Below are 16959 nucleotides of genomic sequence, written 5' to 3' on the forward strand. Positions count from 1 at the left end.
CCATCACTTCTGTGACGTCAGTTGCCGCGCCTGTACGCCGTAGCGGATCACGTTGACCCCGCCCGACCGCTTGCTCGCCAGGTCCTCGGGCGTGCTGTCGACCGAGTTGGCATCGACGATGCTGCGCAGCGCGAGTGTCAGCGTGCCGCCCTGGCGCGCCGCCGATAGCGTGCCGACCTGGTCGGGTTTGAGCTCGAGCGTGACGGTCCTGCCGACGACGGCATTCTGGCCGTCCTTTTCCTTTGGCGCCTGGTCGATCGCGAGCACGCGGATATTGGTCAGGATCGCTTCGGACAGGATGAGGTCGTTACCGGCGGCCCCGTCAGGATTCTTCAGGCGGCGGGTCAGCACGATGTCGACGCGGTCATTCGGCAGGATGAAGCCGCCGGCGCCGGTCTCTGCTGAAATCTCGGTGGAGACGGCGCGCATGCCCGACGGCAGGATCGCGGCCATGAAGCCGGAGCCGTCGGCCTTGACCAGCTTCTGCTCGCGGATCGGCTCGCCCTGCATCAATGGCACGCGTGCGATCGAGCCTGCGATCTGGATCTGCGCCTCGGGCCTGTTGTCGCGGCGGATGAAGGCGCTGCTCGCGGTCGCCGCCGGCCAGACCTGCCATTGCAGGTCCTCGGGCTTCACGGCTTGACCGAGCTGGATGTCGTTCTTGGCGACCAGCACCTCGACCGTCGGCAGCTTCTCGGCGACGGGGAGAACGGGCGCGGGCTTGTTGTCATAGCCGCTCGCCAGATACGCAGCGACGCCGCCGGCGCCCAGCGCGATGACGAGAACGACAATGCGTGCGGTGTTCATACGCTTCTACTCTTACGCAGGGCACTCGAACCGCACCTGGCGGGTTCCCCAACGTCGATGAGTAGGCAGTAAAAGTATAAGCGGTGTTGCGAGGCCGAATGTGAGCGCTGGCCGCGCTGGGGTCTTTCGGCAGATGGTGAACGTCGCGTTAGCCGGTCGGCCACTGGCCCCGTAGTTTCACGCAGTCGCGGCCCGTGCGTTCGAACGATGCGCGCCGCGTCATGGTGAATGCGTGGTTAGTGATGTGCGGGTGCGGTGTCATGGCTAAGAGCCGGAAGCAATGCGCCACACCATCGCTGTCGTCCCGGCGAAGGCCGGGACTCATACCGCGTGATCTCTCGATTGTAGAAGACAGAAGTACCAACGACGAGTCTTCGCCAAACCACGCCCTGTGGCTATGGGTCCCGGCCTTCGCCAGGACGACGTTGGAGAGGTAGTGCGCTCCCCTACTTCGCCCGCTTCTGTTCGATCACGTCCCAGAGCTTTGCGGCAACGTCCGGTCCGCCGAGCCGCGCGATGGCGCGGATGCCGGTCGGCGAGGTCACGTTGATCTCGGTGAGGTTGCCGTTGATGACGTCGATGCCCACGAACAACAGCCCGCGCTCGCGCAGCGCCGGGCCGACGGTGGCGCAGATCTCGCGCTCGCGCGGCGTGAGCTCGGTCTCCTGCGCTGCGCCGCCGCGCACCATGTTGGAGCGAAGGTCGTCGGCGGCCGGGACGCGATTCACGGCGCCGGCGAACTCGCCGTTGATCAGGATGATGCGCTTGTCGCCGTGCTTCACCTCGGGGATGAACTGCTGGATCACCCAGGCTTCCTTGAATGTCACCGAGAACATGTCGAACAGCGAGCCGAAATTCATGTCCTGCGGCATCACGCGGAACACCGCCGCGCCGCCGTGGCCGTGCAGCGGCTTCATGACGACGGCGCCGTGCCTGTCGCGAAACGCGTTGATCTCGTCGAGGTCGCGCGAGATCAGCGTCGGCGGCATCAGCTGCGGAAAGTTCATCACGAACAGCTTCTCCGGCGCGTTGCGCACCGAGGCGGGATCGTTGACGACGAGCGTCTTCGGATGGATGCGTTCGAGAAGGTGCGTCGAGGTGATGTAGGCGAGGTCGAACGGCGGATCCTGGCGCAGCAGCACCACGTCGAAGCCGTTGAGCGCCTCGCGCCTGGGTTCGCCCAGGGTGAAATGATTGCCGGGCTCGTCGCGCACGGTGAGCAGCTGAACGGGAGCGACGATCTCCTCGCCGACCATCGAGAGCTTGTCGGGCGTGTAATAGGACAGGCCGTGGCCGCGCTTCTGAGCCTCCAGGAGCAGCGCAAAGGTGGAATCACCCTTGATGTTGATGCGGGCGATGGGGTCCATCTGGACGGCGACGTTCAGTTTCATGGTCTGCCTTTCAGGTCGAGGCGTCGAATGCCGCCAACACATGGCGTGGAAGTGACCGCGGCGCAATCAGCATGGCATCGAATCGCATTTCAAATTCCGCATGCTCGGGATGCGCGACGAGCCAGCCTTGCGCGGCGTCGATGATGCGCTGCTGCTGGCGCGGCGTCACCGCGAAGGCGGCGTCGTCCAGCGTCGCGCGCGCCTTGACCTCGACGAATGCAATCAAATTGCGGCGGCGCGCCACGATGTCGATCTCGCCATGCGGCGTCCGGTAGCGTTTGGCGAGGATGCGGTAACCTTTGGCCATGAGATAGGCCGCGGCGCGGCTTTCCGCGGAGATGCCGGTACGAAACGCGGCGACGCGCTCGGGCGAGGCGATTTTCGGTTCCGCCGGGGCGTTAGTCTTCGCCATCGCCGCCCCGCAGATCTTTGGCAAGCTCGAGCGCGCGGGCATAGACCTCGCGGCGCGGCCGGCCCGAGAGCGCGACCGCATGCGCAACCGCATCCTTGACGCTGTTCGCGGCGAGCTGCTCGCGCAGGACGTCGTCGAGCGCGTCCGATGTCAGCATCTCGGCATCCGCCGCAGGCGGAGCGATCACCAGCACGAATTCTCCGCGCGTCTCCAGCGTGTCGGCGCCGCGCGCGAGCTCACACAGCGTCGCGCGCGAAATCTGCTCGTGCAGTTTCGTCAGCTCGCGGCAGATCGCGGCTTCGCGGGTCCCCATGATCTCGGCGAGCTCGGCGAGCGTGTCCTGCACGCGGTTGCCGGAATCGAACATCACCAGCGTCGCATCGATGCGCGCAAGCTCGGCCAGGCGCGACCGCCGCGCGGCCGATTTCGCCGGCAGGAAGCCTTCGAAGAAGAAGCGGTCGGTCGGCAGCGCTGCGACCGACAGTGCCGCCAGCACCGAGGACGGACCGGGCAGCGCGTAGACCGCGTGGCCGGCGGCGCAGACCTCGCGCACCAGCTTGTAGCCGGGGTCCGAGATCAGCGGCGTGCCGGCGTCCGACACCAGCGCGATCGAGCCGCCCTGCGAAAGCCGCTCCAGGATCTTCGGGCGGGCCGCTTCCGCGTTATGCTCGTGATACTGCTTGAGCTGCGCGGAGATGTCGTAGCGCTCGGTCAGACGTCGCGTAATGCGGGTGTCCTCGCAGGCGATGACATCGACCCCGGCGAGGGTTTGCAGCGCCCGCAGGGTGATGTCACCGAGATTGCCGATGGGGGTCGCGACCAGGTGCAGGCCCGGTGCGGCCTTCGGCGCGACAAGCCGATGGGCGTCGATGGAGAAACCGCGCGAGGCGGGCTCCGTCGTCTCAGGTGTATTTATCGGGGACGGCTTTGCGCGCATAATCAGACGAACTTAGGCATGATCCCCGGGGCTGGGAACCGGTCCCCGGAAAAAGATCGTGCCTGGGCAAGGGGCGAGGCAAGGGGCGAGGAAGGACTGGAATGTGATCCACTCGACATCACATTCCCGAGGGAATGAAGCGTCAGCGCCATATTCGCGGCGGAAACGCCGCCTTGATGCTGGGTGACGGACGGCGGACAGCGAGCCAGAACTTGAGAGGAAGCCGCGTTAAGCGGGCATTATCCTTTTGTTTGAGTTAACTATTTGCCGACAATATGCCTGAATCCATGGCCGGTGTCGTGGAAAGATGTCGTGACCGGCTGGCGACGGTCGGTCAGAAGAGAAACTGTCATGACGGGCCCACGTGATCCCAGATATTCCTCTTCGGAGGAGTCTCCCGTTCAGGGGCCCCTGATGTCAGGGGCGACCCGGCGAAGCGCGCTCGGCCTGTTGCTCGGCGCGCCGCTGCTGTCGGCCTGCGCCGGCGTGCAGCAGAGCCTGAGCCAGTTCTCCAATCCGTTCAGTAGTTCCTCTCCGCCTCCCGCCCAGCCGGCTGGCCCGCCGCAGCAGGCGACGACCGCCGGCACCGGCGGGGTGAAGGTTGCCGTGATCCTGCCGCTGTCGGCATCCGGCAATGCCGGCCTCGCTGCGCAGTCGATGCGCAATGCCGCCGAGATGGCGTTGGCCGAGTTCCAGAATCCCAACATCCAGCTCCTGATCAAGGACGACAATGGCAGCCCGCAGGGCGCGCAGGCGAGCGCGCAGCAGGCGGTCGACGAGGGCGCCGAGATCATCCTGGGGCCGCTGTTCGCGCAATCGGTGCCTGCGGTGGCGCAGATCGCGCGTACGCGCGGCATTTCGGTGATAGCGTTCTCGACCGATTCCAGCATCGCCGGCCGCGGTGTCTATCTGCTGAGCTTCCTGCCGGAGTCCGACGTCAACCGCATCGTCGAATATTCCGCCAGCATCGGAAAGCGCTCCGTCGCCGTTCTGGTGCCGGACAATGCCTATGGCAATGTGGTCGAGGCCGCGGTGAAGGCGGCAGTGCCGCGCCGCGGCGGGCGCATCGTCGCATTCGAGAAATACGGCGCCGATCGCGCCACGCCGGCCCGGACCGTGGCGCAGCAGCTCGGCAGCGCCGATGCGCTGTTCATCGCCGATGATGGCGACGCCGTCGTCTCTGTCGCCGATGCGTTGAGCGCCGCGGGTGCTAACCTGCGCAATATCCAGCTGCTCGGCACCGGCCTGTGGGACAGTCCGCGCGTCTATGCCAGTTCAAGCTTGCAAGGCGGCCTCTACGCCGCGCCGGACCCGGCCGGCTTCCGCGCCTTCTCCGGCCGCTATCGTACCAAATACGGCGCCGAGCCCGTGCGCACCGCAACGCTCGCCTATGATGCGGTTGCCCTGGTCGCCGCGCTGGCGCGCACGCAAGGCACCACGCGCTTCTCGTCCGACGTGCTCACCAATCCTTCCGGCTTCGCCGGCATCGACGGCCTGTTCCGCTTCCGCGCCGACGGCACCAATGAGCGGGGCCTCGCGGTGATGAAGGTCACGACGGGCGGCGGCGTAGCCGTGGCCGGCTCGCCGAAGAGTTTTGGGGCTTGATGGTTCACCTCTCCCGCTTGCGGGAGAGGTCGGCGCGTAGCGCCGGGTGAGGGTTCTTTCCTCTAGCGGTTGTCCCGGAGACACCCTCTCCCCAACCCTCTCCCGCAAGCGGGCGAGGGAGCGCACCGCCGAATTCGGTCGAGACCTTACGCCGCGAGATCCGCGACCACTGCGTCCAGCACCGGAAAACCGCTGCTGGTCACGCGCAGCCGCCCCGTTGCATCCACGGTGATCGCGCCTTCTTCGCGCAGCAGCGTGATGCGCTTGGGATCGAGCGAGCGGCCTGACAGCGCGCGGTAGCGCTCGGGGTCGATGCCCTCGGCAAGGCGCAACCCCATCAGCAGAAATTCGTCGGCGCGCTCTTCGCTGTTGAGGAGATCGTCAGTGACGACGCCGTGCCCGTTGGTCTCGACCCGCATCACCCAGGCCTCGGGACGCTTCTCGGTAGCGGTCGCGTGCCTAATGCCGTCGATGTCGAGCCGGCCATGGGCACCGGGGCCGATGCCGGCATATTCCTCGCCGCGCCAGTAGACCAGATTGTGCCGGCACTCGGCGCCCCGCCGCGCGTGATTTGAAATCTCGTAGGCGGGCAGGCCGAGCTTGTCGCAGGTTTCCTGCGTGACGTCGTAGAGCGCGCGTGCGATCGCTTCATCCGGCGTCTTCAGCTTGCCGGCCTGATGCAGGCCGAAGAACGGCGTGCCTTCTTCGATCGTCAACTGATAGAGCGACAGATGCTCGGCTGCCTCGTCGATCGCGAGACGCAATTCATCGGCCCACATCGCCGGCGTCTGGTCGGGACGGGCGTAGATCAGGTCGAACGAATAACGATCGAACGAGCGGCGCGCGATGGCGACCGCGTCGAGGGCCTCGCGCGCGCTGTGCATGCGGCCCAGCGCCTTCAGCGAGGCATCGTCGAGCGCCTGCACGCCGAGCGAGACGCGGTTGACGCCGGCGGCGCGATAGCCGGCGAAGCGCGTGGCTTCGACGCTGGTTGGGTTTGCCTCCAGCGTGACTTCAACGTCTTTCGCCACGGTCCAGTGCTTGCCGATGGCATCGAGCACAGCGCCGACGGTCGCAGGCTGCATCAGGGATGGCGTGCCGCCGCCGAGAAAGATCGAGGTGACTTCGCGGCCGGGCGAACGTTGCGCGGTCGTTTCGATCTCACGCGCGAATGCTGACGCAAAACGCGCCTCGTCGATCGCGGCGTGGCGGACATGGCTGTTGAAGTCGCAATAGGGGCACTTCGACAGGCAGAACGGCCAGTGCACGTAGACGCCGAAGGCTTCGGATTCTTGTTTTGACGCGTTTTCCTGGCGCGAACCGGTATCCACTTCGCTCGAAAACGCTCTAGCGCGGCTCAAGGCAGATCTCCGCCAGTTTCACGAAGGCGCGGGCACGATGCGACAGGCCGAGACCGAGCGGCGGCAGGCCGTGCTTCTCGATGCTCTCCATCTCGCCGAAGGTGCGGCTGTGGCCGTCGGGCAAAAACATCGGGTCGTAGCCGAAGCCGGCGGTGCCGCGCGGCGGCCACACCAGCGTGCCGTCGACGCGCGCCTCGACCTCTTCGAGATGATGGTCGGGCCATGCAACGCAGAGCGCGGAAACGAAATGCGCCTTGCGCTTGGCGGGCGTGGTCGCGCCGCGCTCCTGCAGCAGACGCTCGATCTGCGCCATTGCCGCGGCAAAATCCTTGTTCGGACCGGCCCAGCGCGCCGAGTAGATGCCGGGCGCCCCGTCGAGCGCGTCGACCACGATGCCGGAATCATCGGCGAAGGACGGCAGCTTGGTGGCCTGCGCTGCCGCAACCGCCTTGATCGCGGCATTGCTGCGGAAATCGTTTCCGGTTTCTTCCGGCTCGGCAAGGCCGAGCTCGCCGGCCGACACGGCATCGATGCCGTAAGGCGCGAGCAGCTCCTTCATCTCGGCGAGCTTGCCGGGATTATGGGTCGCGATGACCAGCTTTCCGGTGATTCGGCGATGCATCGGCCTATTGACTACGCTACCGCCAGTTTCTGCAAGTCCACCAGACGCGCCACGCCCTTGCGCGCCAGCGCCATCAACGCCAGGAACTCGGCTTCGGTGAACGGCTCGCGTTCCGCGGTGCCCTGGACCTCGATGATGCGGCCATCGCCCGTCATGACGAAATTGGCGTCGGTATCGGCTTCGGAGTCCTCGGCATAGTCGAGGTCGAGCACGGGCGCGCCCTTGTAGATGCCGCAGGAGATCGCGGCGACGTTGTCGCGCAACACATTGGCTTTGACCATGTTGCGCGCCTTCATCCAGCTGACGCAATCGGCGAGCGCGACCCAGGCACCGGTGATCGAGGCCGTGCGAGTGCCGCCGTCGGCCTGGAGCACGTCGCAATCGACCGTGATCTGGCGCTCGCCGAGCGCTTCGAGATTGATGATGGTGCGAAGCGAGCGGCCGATCAGGCGCTGAATTTCGACGGTGCGGCCGCTCTGTTTTCCGGCGGAGGCCTCGCGGCGGGTGCGTTCCGAGGTCGCGCGCGGCAGCATGCCGTATTCGGCGGTGACCCAGCCGCGGCCCTGGCCCTTCAGCCATGGCGGCAGGCGGTCTTCCAGCGTGGCGGTGACCAGCACATGGGTGTCGCCGAACTTCACCAGGCACGAGCCTTCCGCATATTTGACCACGCCACGCTCCAGCGTCACGGGGCGCAATTCATCGGGCGCACGGCGGCTTGGCCGCATGGGAAATCCTCCAAAACTCTCGGAAAAGGGCTGTTGGCGGTGCTTGTAGGGGGGGTGAGGGTGGGCGGCAAGGGGGAAGATCGAGGCCTTATTCACCCCCGATTTCCAATCCGCGAACGCCACGCTTGTCAGAAGCCCCCCGGATAGACAAATTACAAGCAGCCGAGAGGAGTTACCGTCTGTGGCCCATCACGATCCGATCCATCTGATCGCGCCGCGCGCGGGCCTCGCCCAGCTCAACGAGCGTTCCCGCGACATCTTTCGTCAAATCGTCGAAAGCTACCTCGCGACCGGGGAGCCGGTGGGCTCGCGCAATATTTCGCGCCTGATCGCCATGCCGCTGTCGCCCGCTTCGGTCCGCAACGTCATGGCCGACCTGGAACAGCTCGGCCTGATCTACGCGCCGCACACCTCGGCCGGCCGGCTGCCGACGGAACTCGGCCTGCGGTTCTTCGTCGATGCCCTGATGCAGGTCGGCGACCTCAACGACGGTGAACGGCAGGCGATCCAGAGCCAGTTGACCTCCGTGGGCCACGCGCAATCGGTGGAGGCCGCGCTCGAGGAGGCATTGACGCGGCTCTCCGGCCTGACCCGCGCCGCCGCCGTCGTGCTGACGCCGAAATCCAACGCGCGGCTGAAACATATCGAATTCGTCCGCTTGGAACCGGAAAAGGCATTGGTGATCCTGGTCGGCGAGGACGGGCAGGTCGAAAACCGCGTCTTGACGCTGCCGCCGGGAGTTCCATCCTCGGCGTTGACCGAAGCCGGCAACTTCCTCAATGCGCGGATCCGGGGCCGGACCCTGGCCGAGGCGCGGCTCGAGCTCGAGACCGCGCTCGGAGAGGCGCGCACCGAGCTCGATCAGCTGACGCACAAGGTGATCTCGGCCGGGATTGCCAGCTGGTCCGGCGGTGAGAACGAGGACCGCCAGCTCATCGTCCGCGGCCACGCCAATCTGCTCGAGGATTTGCATGCGCTGGAGGATCTCGAGCGCGTTCGCCTGCTGTTCGACGATCTCGAGACCAAGCGCGGCGTGATCGACCTGCTCGGGCGGGCCGAGACCGCGGAAGGCGTGCGGATCTTCATAGGCAGTGAGAACAAGCTGTTCTCGCTGTCGGGCTCGTCCACCATCATCTCGCCTTATCGGGACGCTGCCGGCCATATCGTCGGCGTTTTGGGCGTGATCGGGCCGACGCGGCTGAATTATGCCCGCGTGATCCCGACCGTGGACTACGCTGCCCGCATCGTCAGCCGGCTCCTGGGGGGCTGACCGGCGTCTCCCCCGATCACGGGCGCTTGATTTTCCGCGCCCGAAGCACGATATGCGGGCCAGAAAACCCCTGAGACGAATGCGAAAAGAGAGCCGATGACCGATCGAGACCGGCAACCCGAAGACACGAGTGCTGCGGCCGGCGAGCCCGTGGTGTCAAAACCCTACATCATGCCCGATGATCCCGAGCCCGGCTCGGTCGAGCTCCTGCAGAAGGAAGCCGCCGAGGCGCGCGACCGCATGCTGCGGACGCTGGCCGAGATGGAAAATTTGCGCAAGCGCACCGCCAAGGAGGTCGCGGACTCCAAGCTCTACGGCGTCACGGGCTTTGCCCGCGACGTGCTCGACATTGCCGACAACCTCCAGCGCGCGCTCGATGCCGTTCCGGCCGAGGCCCGCGCGGCGGCCGATGCAGGCCTCGCCTCGCTGATCGAGGGCGTCGAGCTGACGGAGCGCTCGCTGCTCAGCGCGCTGGAAAAACATGGCGTGAAGAAATTCGACCCCTTGGGCCAGAAGTTCGATCCGAACTTCCAGCAGGCGATGTTCGAGGTGCCCGATGCGTCGGTGCCCGCGGGCACCGTCGTGCAGGTCATGCAGGCCGGCTACACCATCGGCGAGCGCGTGCTGCGTCCCGCCTTGGTCGGTGTCGCCAAGGGCGGCGCCAAGGCCGCGCCCGCCAACAGCAACGAGCCGAACGGCGCGGCCAACTAACCGATCCTCATGGTGAGGAGGCGCGTCAGCGCCGTCTCGAACCATGCAGGCCCGGCCGTCGCAGCGAGGCCTTCATCCTTCGAGACGCGCGCGAAGAAGCGCGCTCCTCAGGATGAGGGATTGGCTGCTCTCGGCGTTGCCTACGCGCTCGCCGCGATATCCGCGGACTGAATCCGCTTCACGCCGGCCTTGGCCATGTCGGCCCAGGCCTTTGCGAGCGAACCCTGATTGTCGATGCCGCGGCAGGCGTCTTCCACCACATAGACCTCGAAGCCCGCTTTGCGTGCGTCGAGCGCGGTCCAGGCGACGCAAAAATCCGTCGCCAGCCCGACTACGAAGACGCGCTTGATCTTGCGCGCCTTCAGATAACCGGCAAGTCCGGTCGAGGTCTTGCCGTCGGCTTCGAGGAAGGCCGAATAGCTGTCGACATCCTTGTGAAAACCCTTGCGGATGATGAGCTCGGCGTGCGGGATCGCAAGGTCTTTCGACAGCGCGGCGCCGTCGGTGCCCTGCACGCAATGGTCGGGCCACAGCACCTGCTTGCCGTAGGGAAGATCGACGGTCTCGAACGGCTTCTTGCCGGCGTGGACTGACGCAAAGGAAACATGGCCTTGCGTGTGCCAGTCCTGCGTCATCACCACGTTCGAAAACGCTTTCGAGATCTTGTTGATGACGGGCACCACCTGCTCGCCTTCCTTCACGGCAAGGCTGCCGCCGGGCAGGAAGCAGTTCTGCACGTCGATCACGAGCAGCGCGGATGCATCGTCCGGCTTGATCGATGTGGCCGCCAGAATCGCGGTTGGCGCGAGCGCCACGAGCGCGCTCGTCCCGAGCGCCGCCAAGACTTGTCGCCGATCCAGCATCATTCGCCTCCCTCCAGGATGAACTCAACGGAACGGGAGCCTAGTTCCGTTCGTATACGAACAGAAGCCCGAAAATGCAGCCGGCTTTGGTGAGTGGTTGGGCTTGAGCCGCGGGTTCGGTGCACCTCTCCCGCTTGCGGGAGAGGTCGCTGCGCTCGTAGAGCGCGGCGGGTGAGGGCTCTATTCTCTGGGGGAGTGTCCCTGTGCGGGGACACCCTCTCCCCAGCTCTCCCCAGCCCTCCCCCGCAAGCGGGGGAGGGAGCGCATCTCATGCGCAGATGCTGCTAGCCCTTCGGCTGGATGCCGTCGCGGACCGCGCGGAAGCGGGTGAAGGCGACCGGCCATTGCTCGCGCGGGGCGCTGGCGATGATGCGCAGCGAGGCGCCGCCGCTGCTGAAGCGGATCCACTGCACCACAGTCACCGGCGTCTTGTCCTTGCCGCTGACGCCGTCGATCCGGGTCTCGAAACCCTGCTGGCCGCTGATGCGGATCGGCTCGGACATGGTGACGCGCGACTCCCGCACGCCGGGGATCTGGAGCGCCGCCTCCTGGGCGAAGCGGGCGCGGTCGTCGGCGGCTTGCGGGGTGGCGCCAATCACGCCGAGGATGATGAACGGCTTCGATTCATAGCCGGAGCTTTCGTCGCCGTCGGCCAGGATGATGCTCGAGCCCGGCGCCAGCGTGCGAACGTCCTTGAAGTCGGCGAGATCGGTGATCTTGAACGGCATCAGCGCGATCTGCTCTTCGACCGAGACCTGCTTGCGGGTGACGACGCTCGCGAACATCTGCCGCACCGCCTCGTCGGTGTAGATCTTGCTCGCATTCTCCGGAATCTGCACCGCGACATAGCCGGAGAAGCCGGCGCCCGGCACGATCATCGAATAGCGCCGCACCGGCGTCTCGCCGGCCTTGCCGCTCTCGGTGGTGAAATAGGCAAGGCCCGCGGGCGTCTCGATCTTGTCCTGCTTGACGCCGTTGGCTCCGGCCGGATTGGAGTTGAAGGCGCTCACGACCTCGCCATAGGCCGCCGGCGGCAGTTCTGTGATCAGCACCTTGACGCCGCCGTCCTCGCTCTCGAAGCCGGGAAAGGTCTTGGCCGTGCTGAGGCCGACCAATGGCACCATGCCGAGGCGCAAGCCAGGTGGGAAAACGGCGTCGGCAGCCAGAGCCGGGAGCGCAGAGGCGACGAGGAGGGCGAGCGCGGCGAGGGGGCGGATCAGCTTCATGGGCACTCTGATTGGTTCACATTGAGGCCGTTCGATGGTGGCCGGCCGGCCGCTTTGTCGCGCGAGGCAGCCCGAGGACGAGCCCGGCCGGCTGCCCGCCTTTTAGCGGTTTTGGTCTGGCCGCAACAGAGCGGGCGGAATGCGGTAGCGCATGCCGGCCGATCGCCGGACCTGTTAATATTTCCTCACCCGCAAGGGCGGTTCAGCCCGGATATGTTCTTCCAAAACCCAATGTTTTCACGGCCGAAACTTGCGTTCGGTCCTTGCAGGCACCTCCCCCCCTCCTATATGACCCCCAACCATCGCAATATCGCGAATGTTTGATCTTAGGGGGTTTCGGTTCGGGTGCCTTCTGGGCCCAGCCAGCCTGCCGCAAAAACAAGGATATAGGACCATGGGAAAGGTCATCGGGATCGACCTCGGCACCACGAATTCGTGCGTCGCCGTAATGGATGGCAAGAACGCCAAAGTCATCGAGAATTCCGAAGGCATGCGCACGACGCCTTCGATCGTCGCCGTGACGGACGACGGTGAGCGCCTCGTCGGCCAGCCGGCCAAGCGCCAGGCCGTCACCAATCCCGAGCGCACGTTCTTCGCAGTGAAGCGCCTGATCGGCCGCCGCTACGACGACCCGACGGTCGAGAAGGACAAGAAGCTCGTTCCGTACAAGATCGTGAAGGCTTCCAACGGCGACGCCTGGGTCGAGGCCGACGGCCAGACCTACTCGCCCTCGCAGGTCTCGGCGTTCATCTTGCAGAAGATGAAGGAGACCGCGGAAGCCCATCTCGGCCAGAAGGTCGACCAGGCCGTCATCACCGTGCCCGCCTACTTCAACGACGCCCAGCGCCAGGCAACCAAGGACGCCGGCAAGATCGCGGGCCTTGAAGTGCTGCGCATCATCAACGAGCCGACCGCGGCCGCGCTCGCCTACGGCCTCGACAAGACCAAGGCCGGCACGATCGCCGTGTACGATCTCGGCGGCGGCACGTTCGATATCTCGATTCTCGAAATCGGCGACGGCGTGTTCGAGGTGAAGTCGACCAACGGCGACACCTTCCTCGGCGGCGAAGACTTCGACATGCGCTTGGTTGGCTATCTGGCCGACGAATTCCAGAAGGAGCAGGGCATCAACCTGCGCAACGACAAGCTCGCGTTGCAGCGCCTGAAGGAAGCCGCCGAAAAGGCCAAGATCGAGCTGTCGTCGACGACGCAGACCGAGATCAACCTGCCCTTCATCACCGCGGACCAGACCGGCCCGAAGCATCTGACGATGAAGCTCACCCGCGCCAAGTTCGAGGCGCTGGTCGATGACCTTGTCCAGAAGACCGTCGAGCCCTGCCGCAAGGCGCTGAAGGATGCCGGCCTCACCGCCGCAGAGATCGGCGAAGTGGTGCTGGTCGGCGGCATGTCGCGCATGCCGAAGGTCCAGGAAGTCGTGAAGCAGCTGTTCGGCAAGGAGCCGCACAAGGGTGTCAACCCGGACGAAGTCGTGGCGATCGGCGCCGCGATCCAGGCCGGCGTGCTTCAGGGCGACGTCAAGGACGTGCTGCTGCTCGACGTGACCCCGCTGTCGCTGGGCATCGAGACGCTGGGCGGCGTGTTCACCCGCATCATCGACCGCAACACCACGATCCCGACCAAGAAGAGCCAGGTGTTCTCGACCGCCGAGGACAGCCAGAACGCGGTCACCATCCGCGTCTTCCAGGGCGAGCGTGAAATGGCGGCCGACAACAAGATGCTCGGCCAGTTCGACCTGATGGGCATTCCGCCGGCCCCGCGCGGCATGCCGCAGATCGAGGTGACCTTCGACATCGACGCCAACGGCATCGTCAACGTCTCGGCGAAGGACAAGGCCACGTCCAAGGAGCAGCAGATCCGCATCCAGGCCTCCGGCGGTCTGTCGGAAGCCGACATCGAGAAGATGGTCAAGGACGCAGAGGCCAATGCCGAGGCGGACAAGAAGCGCCGCGAGGCCGTGACCGCCAAGAACGACGCGGATGGACTGGTGCATTCGACCGAGAAGGCGCTGGCCGAGCACGGTTCGAAGGTCGCAGAGACCGAGCGCCGCGCCATCGAGGATGCCGTCAGCGACCTCAAGGAAGCGCTGAAGGGCGACGATGCCGAGGCGATCAAGGCCAAGACCCAAACGTTGGCCCAGGCTTCGATGAAGCTCGGCGAGGCCATGTACAAGCAGCAGGCCGAGGCCGACGCCAAGAAGGATGCGGCCAAGGACGACGTCGTCGACGCGGAATTTACCGAAGTCGACGACGACAAGACCAACAAGAAGTCCGCCTGAACCCCGCGAGGGTGATGATGCGGACGGCTTGGACCCCACACGCGCCAACGGCCTCCTCCCTCGCGGGGGAGGCCATCGTGTCGGGCTCGACGAGCCAAGCCACTGTGAAAATCGGCACTGATAAAATCGGCGCCGTTACCATCGATCAATTCCCAGCCGTTATTCTGAATGCTGCCGTGCAATCCTCTGCCGCGAGGCGGAAGGCTGCCTATATCGTCGCATGGCGACGTTGCTTCGCTCCGACTTGAATCGCGATCGGATAGACCGAGCTCATCATGTCCACGTCCACCAAGCGCTGCTATTACGAAACCCTCGAAGTCGAACGCGATGCCGACGATTCCGTCCTGAAATCGTCGTTCCGCAAGCTGGCGATGAAGTTTCACCCCGACCGCAATCCCGGGGACGACACCAGCGAAGTCAAATTCAAGGAAATCAACGAGGCCTACGAGGTCCTGAAAGACAAGGACAAGCGCGCCGCCTATGACCGTTACGGCCATGCCGCCTTCGAGCAGGGCGGCGGCGGTGGTGCCGGTTTCGGTGCGGGCTTCGCCTCCTCCTTTTCCGACATTTTCGAAGATCTGTTCGGCATGGCCGGACAGCGCGGCGGCCGTGGCGGCCGCGAGCGCGGCGCCGACCTGCGCTACAACATGGAAATCACGCTCGAGGAAGCTTTTGGCGGCAAGACCGCGCAGATCGAGATTCCGGTCTCGGTCACCTGCGAGGCCTGTTCGGGCATCGGGGCCAAGGCCGGCACCAAGCCGAAGACCTGCTCGACCTGCGGCGGCGCCGGGCGCGTAAGGCAGTCGCAGGGCTTCTTCACGCTGGAGCGCACCTGTCCGGGCTGCCAGGGGCGCGGCCAGATGATCGAGGACGCCTGCCCGTCCTGCTCGGGTCAGGGACGGGTCACCCGTGAGCGGAATCTTTCGGTCAACATTCCCCCTGGAGTCGAGGACGGCACCAGGATCAGGCTCGCCGGCGAAGGCGAGGCCGGGGTCCGCGGCGGACCGCCCGGCGACCTCTACATCTTCCTGTCGCTGGCCCAGCACCAGTTCTTCCAGCGCGACGGCGCCGATCTGCATTGTCGTGTGCCGATCTCGATGGTAACGGCGGCGCTTGGTGGCGAATTCGAGGTGCCGACCATCGACAAGGGCAAGACCAAGGTGAAGGTCCCCGCGGGCACCCAGTCCAGCCGCCGATTCCGCATTGCATCAAAAGGCATGCCGGTGCTGCGCTCGCGCCAGATGGGCGACATGTACGTTCAGGTCGTGGTCGAGACCCCGCAGAACCTCACCAAGAAGCAGCAGGAATTGCTGGCCGAGTTCGACAAGCTCTCCTCCGGCAACACCCAGCCGGAATCCGAGGGCTTCTTCACCAAGGTCAAGGATTTCTTCGGTAATCGAGCGAGTTGACGCGTCTTGACCGTGCCCTCTTCGGCCTATACGTCTTTATGACCATTTTCTGACACGCCGCGGTCCCGCGGTCCCGGCCGGTCCCGACATGCCATTGCCATCGTCCGCGCGTGCGTTGAAGAAGCCCCGTCTCGATGACGAGGTGCGTTTTCTCCGGTCATGGATCGAAAAGCCCCTCCACATGGGCGCGGTGATGCCGTCGGGCAAGCTGCTGGCCCGGACCATGGCCCATTACGTCGATGTCAATTCGGACGCACCGGTGGTCGAGCTCGGGCCCGGCACCGGCGCCATCACCTCGGCCCTGGTCGAGCGCGGCGTCGACCAGAAGCGTCTCGTGCTCGTCGAATACAATCCGGGCTTCTGCGCCCTGCTGCGCGACCGCTATCCGCAGGCCAAGGTGGTGCAGGGCGATGCCTATCGCCTGCGCGACACGCTGTGGAACGTGCTGAGCGCGCCGGCCTCCGCGGTCGTCTCGGGCCTGCCGCTGGTCACAAAACCGATGCTGACGCGGCTGCGGCTCATCCGCGACGCCTTCACGGCCCTGGCGCCCGGTGCGCCCTTCGTCCAGTTCACCTATGCGGTGGTGCCGCCAATTCCGAAATCGCTGCCCGGCGTGTCCACAGAGGCCTCGGAACGGATCTGGATGAACCTTCCGCCGGCCCGCGTCTGGGTGTATCGCAAGGACTAATTCCGCCGGCATTCCTGTTTGCGTGGCGGGCTCGTTTCGCCGAACGCATGGAAGCGGATGTCCGCACCGAAAATCCTGATCATTCCCGGCTCCCTGCGCACCGGCTCGCACAATGCGAAGCTGGCAGCGGTCGCCGCCTATGCATTCGACCAGGCCGGCATCGACGTCACCCGCATCTCGCTCGCCGATTTTCCGCTGCCGATCTATGACGGCGACCTGCAGGCCAAATCCGGTGTGCCCAAGCACGCAATCAATCTCAAGCGTATGATCGGCGCGCATCACGGTGTGCTGATCGTCTCGCCCGAATACAATGCCTCGGTGCCGCCGCTGCTGAAGAACGCGATCGACTGGGTCAGCCGCGTGCATGAGCTGCACGAGCCGCGCGGCGAGGTGTTCCGCAACCGCGTCTTCGCGCTCGCCGGCGCCTCGCAGAGCCGGCTCGGCGCGGCTCGCGCGCTGCAGGCGCTGCGGCTGATCCTGACCTCCTGCCACGCCAATGTGATTGCCAACCAGCTCACGCTCGCCTTTGCCGACCAGGCCTATGACGATATGGACAGGCTGAAGCACGAGGGCGATTCCGCCGCGTTGAAGGAACTGGTGCGGCAGTTGATCGACGTTTCTCAACGCATGATGTGA

At 65.5% G+C, this 16959-nt stretch carries 16 protein-coding genes; 7 read left to right on the forward strand and 9 right to left on the reverse strand.

The features are described 5' to 3' along the window. Positions 1 to 3: 3 nt before the first annotated feature. From cpaB to rsmI, 4 genes are all read right to left on the reverse strand, one after another. Positions 4 to 807 (reverse strand): Flp pilus assembly protein CpaB, encoded by an 804-nt coding sequence (cpaB, locus tag AC0L21_RS24415; protein WP_473264307.1) that lies wholly within the window; start codon positions 805 to 807, stop codon positions 4 to 6. Positions 808 to 1253: 446 nt separating this feature from the next. Further along, positions 1254 to 2198: a glutathione synthase gene (gene gshB / locus AC0L21_RS24420; RefSeq protein ID WP_027566221.1), complete on the reverse strand. Its 945-nt coding sequence runs from the start codon at positions 2196 to 2198 to the stop codon at positions 1254 to 1256. 10 nt (positions 2199 to 2208) lie between these two features. Then, a complete protein-coding gene (locus AC0L21_RS24425) occupies positions 2209 to 2610 on the reverse strand; it encodes a YraN family protein (protein ID WP_473264308.1) in 402 nt (133 codons plus the stop codon). Beyond that, positions 2597 to 3547: a 16S rRNA (cytidine(1402)-2'-O)-methyltransferase gene (gene rsmI / locus AC0L21_RS24430; protein ID WP_473264309.1), complete on the reverse strand. Its 951-nt coding sequence runs from the start codon at positions 3545 to 3547 to the stop codon at positions 2597 to 2599. Before rsmI ends, AC0L21_RS24425 begins: the two co-directional genes overlap by 14 nt. A 351-nt stretch (positions 3548 to 3898) precedes the next feature. On the opposite strand from rsmI, the gene AC0L21_RS24435 reads away from it, so the two are divergent. After that, positions 3899 to 5152, forward strand: coding sequence for a penicillin-binding protein activator (locus AC0L21_RS24435; RefSeq protein WP_473264310.1), 1254 nt, complete (start codon positions 3899 to 3901; stop codon positions 5150 to 5152). A gap of 146 nt (positions 5153 to 5298) precedes the next feature. On the opposite strand, the gene hemW is transcribed toward AC0L21_RS24435, so the two are convergent. Genes hemW through rph form a run of 3 tightly spaced genes read right to left on the reverse strand, consistent with a single transcriptional unit; the run spans position 5299 to position 7860 of the window. Continuing rightward, entirely contained in the window at positions 5299 to 6483 is a 1185-nt protein-coding gene (gene hemW, locus AC0L21_RS24440) for a radical SAM family heme chaperone HemW (RefSeq protein WP_473264362.1), read from the reverse strand. A 16-nt stretch (positions 6484 to 6499) separates the two neighbouring features. Then, positions 6500 to 7135 (reverse strand): RdgB/HAM1 family non-canonical purine NTP pyrophosphatase, encoded by a 636-nt coding sequence (rdgB, locus tag AC0L21_RS24445; RefSeq protein ID WP_473264311.1) that lies wholly within the window; start codon positions 7133 to 7135, stop codon positions 6500 to 6502. Between the two features lie 11 nt (positions 7136 to 7146). After that, positions 7147 to 7860, reverse strand: coding sequence for a ribonuclease PH (gene rph, locus AC0L21_RS24450; protein WP_085349273.1), 714 nt, complete (start codon positions 7858 to 7860; stop codon positions 7147 to 7149). Between the two features lie 181 nt (positions 7861 to 8041). Here rph and hrcA point away from each other — a divergent pair, with 181 nt between their 5' ends. Both hrcA and grpE read left to right on the forward strand, forming a co-directional pair. Next, positions 8042 to 9130, forward strand: a complete 1089-nt coding sequence (gene hrcA, locus AC0L21_RS24455; RefSeq protein ID WP_007604027.1) for a heat-inducible transcriptional repressor HrcA — start codon at positions 8042 to 8044, stop codon at positions 9128 to 9130. A 96-nt stretch (positions 9131 to 9226) separates the two neighbouring features. After that, positions 9227 to 9841, forward strand: a complete 615-nt coding sequence (grpE, locus tag AC0L21_RS24460; RefSeq protein WP_275168934.1) for a nucleotide exchange factor GrpE — start codon at positions 9227 to 9229, stop codon at positions 9839 to 9841. Positions 9842 to 9981: 140 nt separating this feature from the next. Here grpE and pncA read toward each other — a convergent pair whose 3' ends face one another. Continuing rightward, positions 9982 to 10704 carry a bifunctional nicotinamidase/pyrazinamidase gene (gene pncA, locus AC0L21_RS24465; RefSeq protein WP_027514788.1) on the reverse strand — a complete coding sequence of 241 codons (723 nt, stop codon included), beginning with the start codon at positions 10702 to 10704 and terminating at the stop codon, positions 9982 to 9984. A 284-nt stretch (positions 10705 to 10988) separates the two neighbouring features. Next, complete coding sequence (locus tag AC0L21_RS24470; RefSeq protein ID WP_473264312.1) at positions 10989 to 11930, reverse strand: hypothetical protein; 942 nt, start codon at positions 11928 to 11930, stop codon at positions 10989 to 10991. A gap of 394 nt (positions 11931 to 12324) precedes the next feature. Here AC0L21_RS24470 and dnaK point away from each other — a divergent pair, with 394 nt between their 5' ends. From dnaK to AC0L21_RS24490, 4 genes are all read left to right on the forward strand, one after another. Continuing rightward, complete coding sequence (gene dnaK, locus AC0L21_RS24475) at positions 12325 to 14226, forward strand: molecular chaperone DnaK (protein ID WP_473264313.1); 1902 nt, start codon at positions 12325 to 12327, stop codon at positions 14224 to 14226. 275 nt (positions 14227 to 14501) lie between these two features. Further along, positions 14502 to 15635: a molecular chaperone DnaJ gene (gene dnaJ / locus AC0L21_RS24480; protein WP_473264314.1), complete on the forward strand. Its 1134-nt coding sequence runs from the start codon at positions 14502 to 14504 to the stop codon at positions 15633 to 15635. Positions 15636 to 15723: 88 nt separating this feature from the next. Next, entirely contained in the window at positions 15724 to 16323 is a 600-nt protein-coding gene (locus AC0L21_RS24485; protein WP_007598495.1) for a class I SAM-dependent methyltransferase, read from the forward strand. Between the two features lie 57 nt (positions 16324 to 16380). Further along, a complete protein-coding gene (locus AC0L21_RS24490) occupies positions 16381 to 16959 on the forward strand; it encodes an NADPH-dependent FMN reductase (protein WP_473264315.1) in 579 nt (192 codons plus the stop codon).

The sequence above is a fragment of the Bradyrhizobium sp. WSM4873 genome (assembly GCF_055811355.1).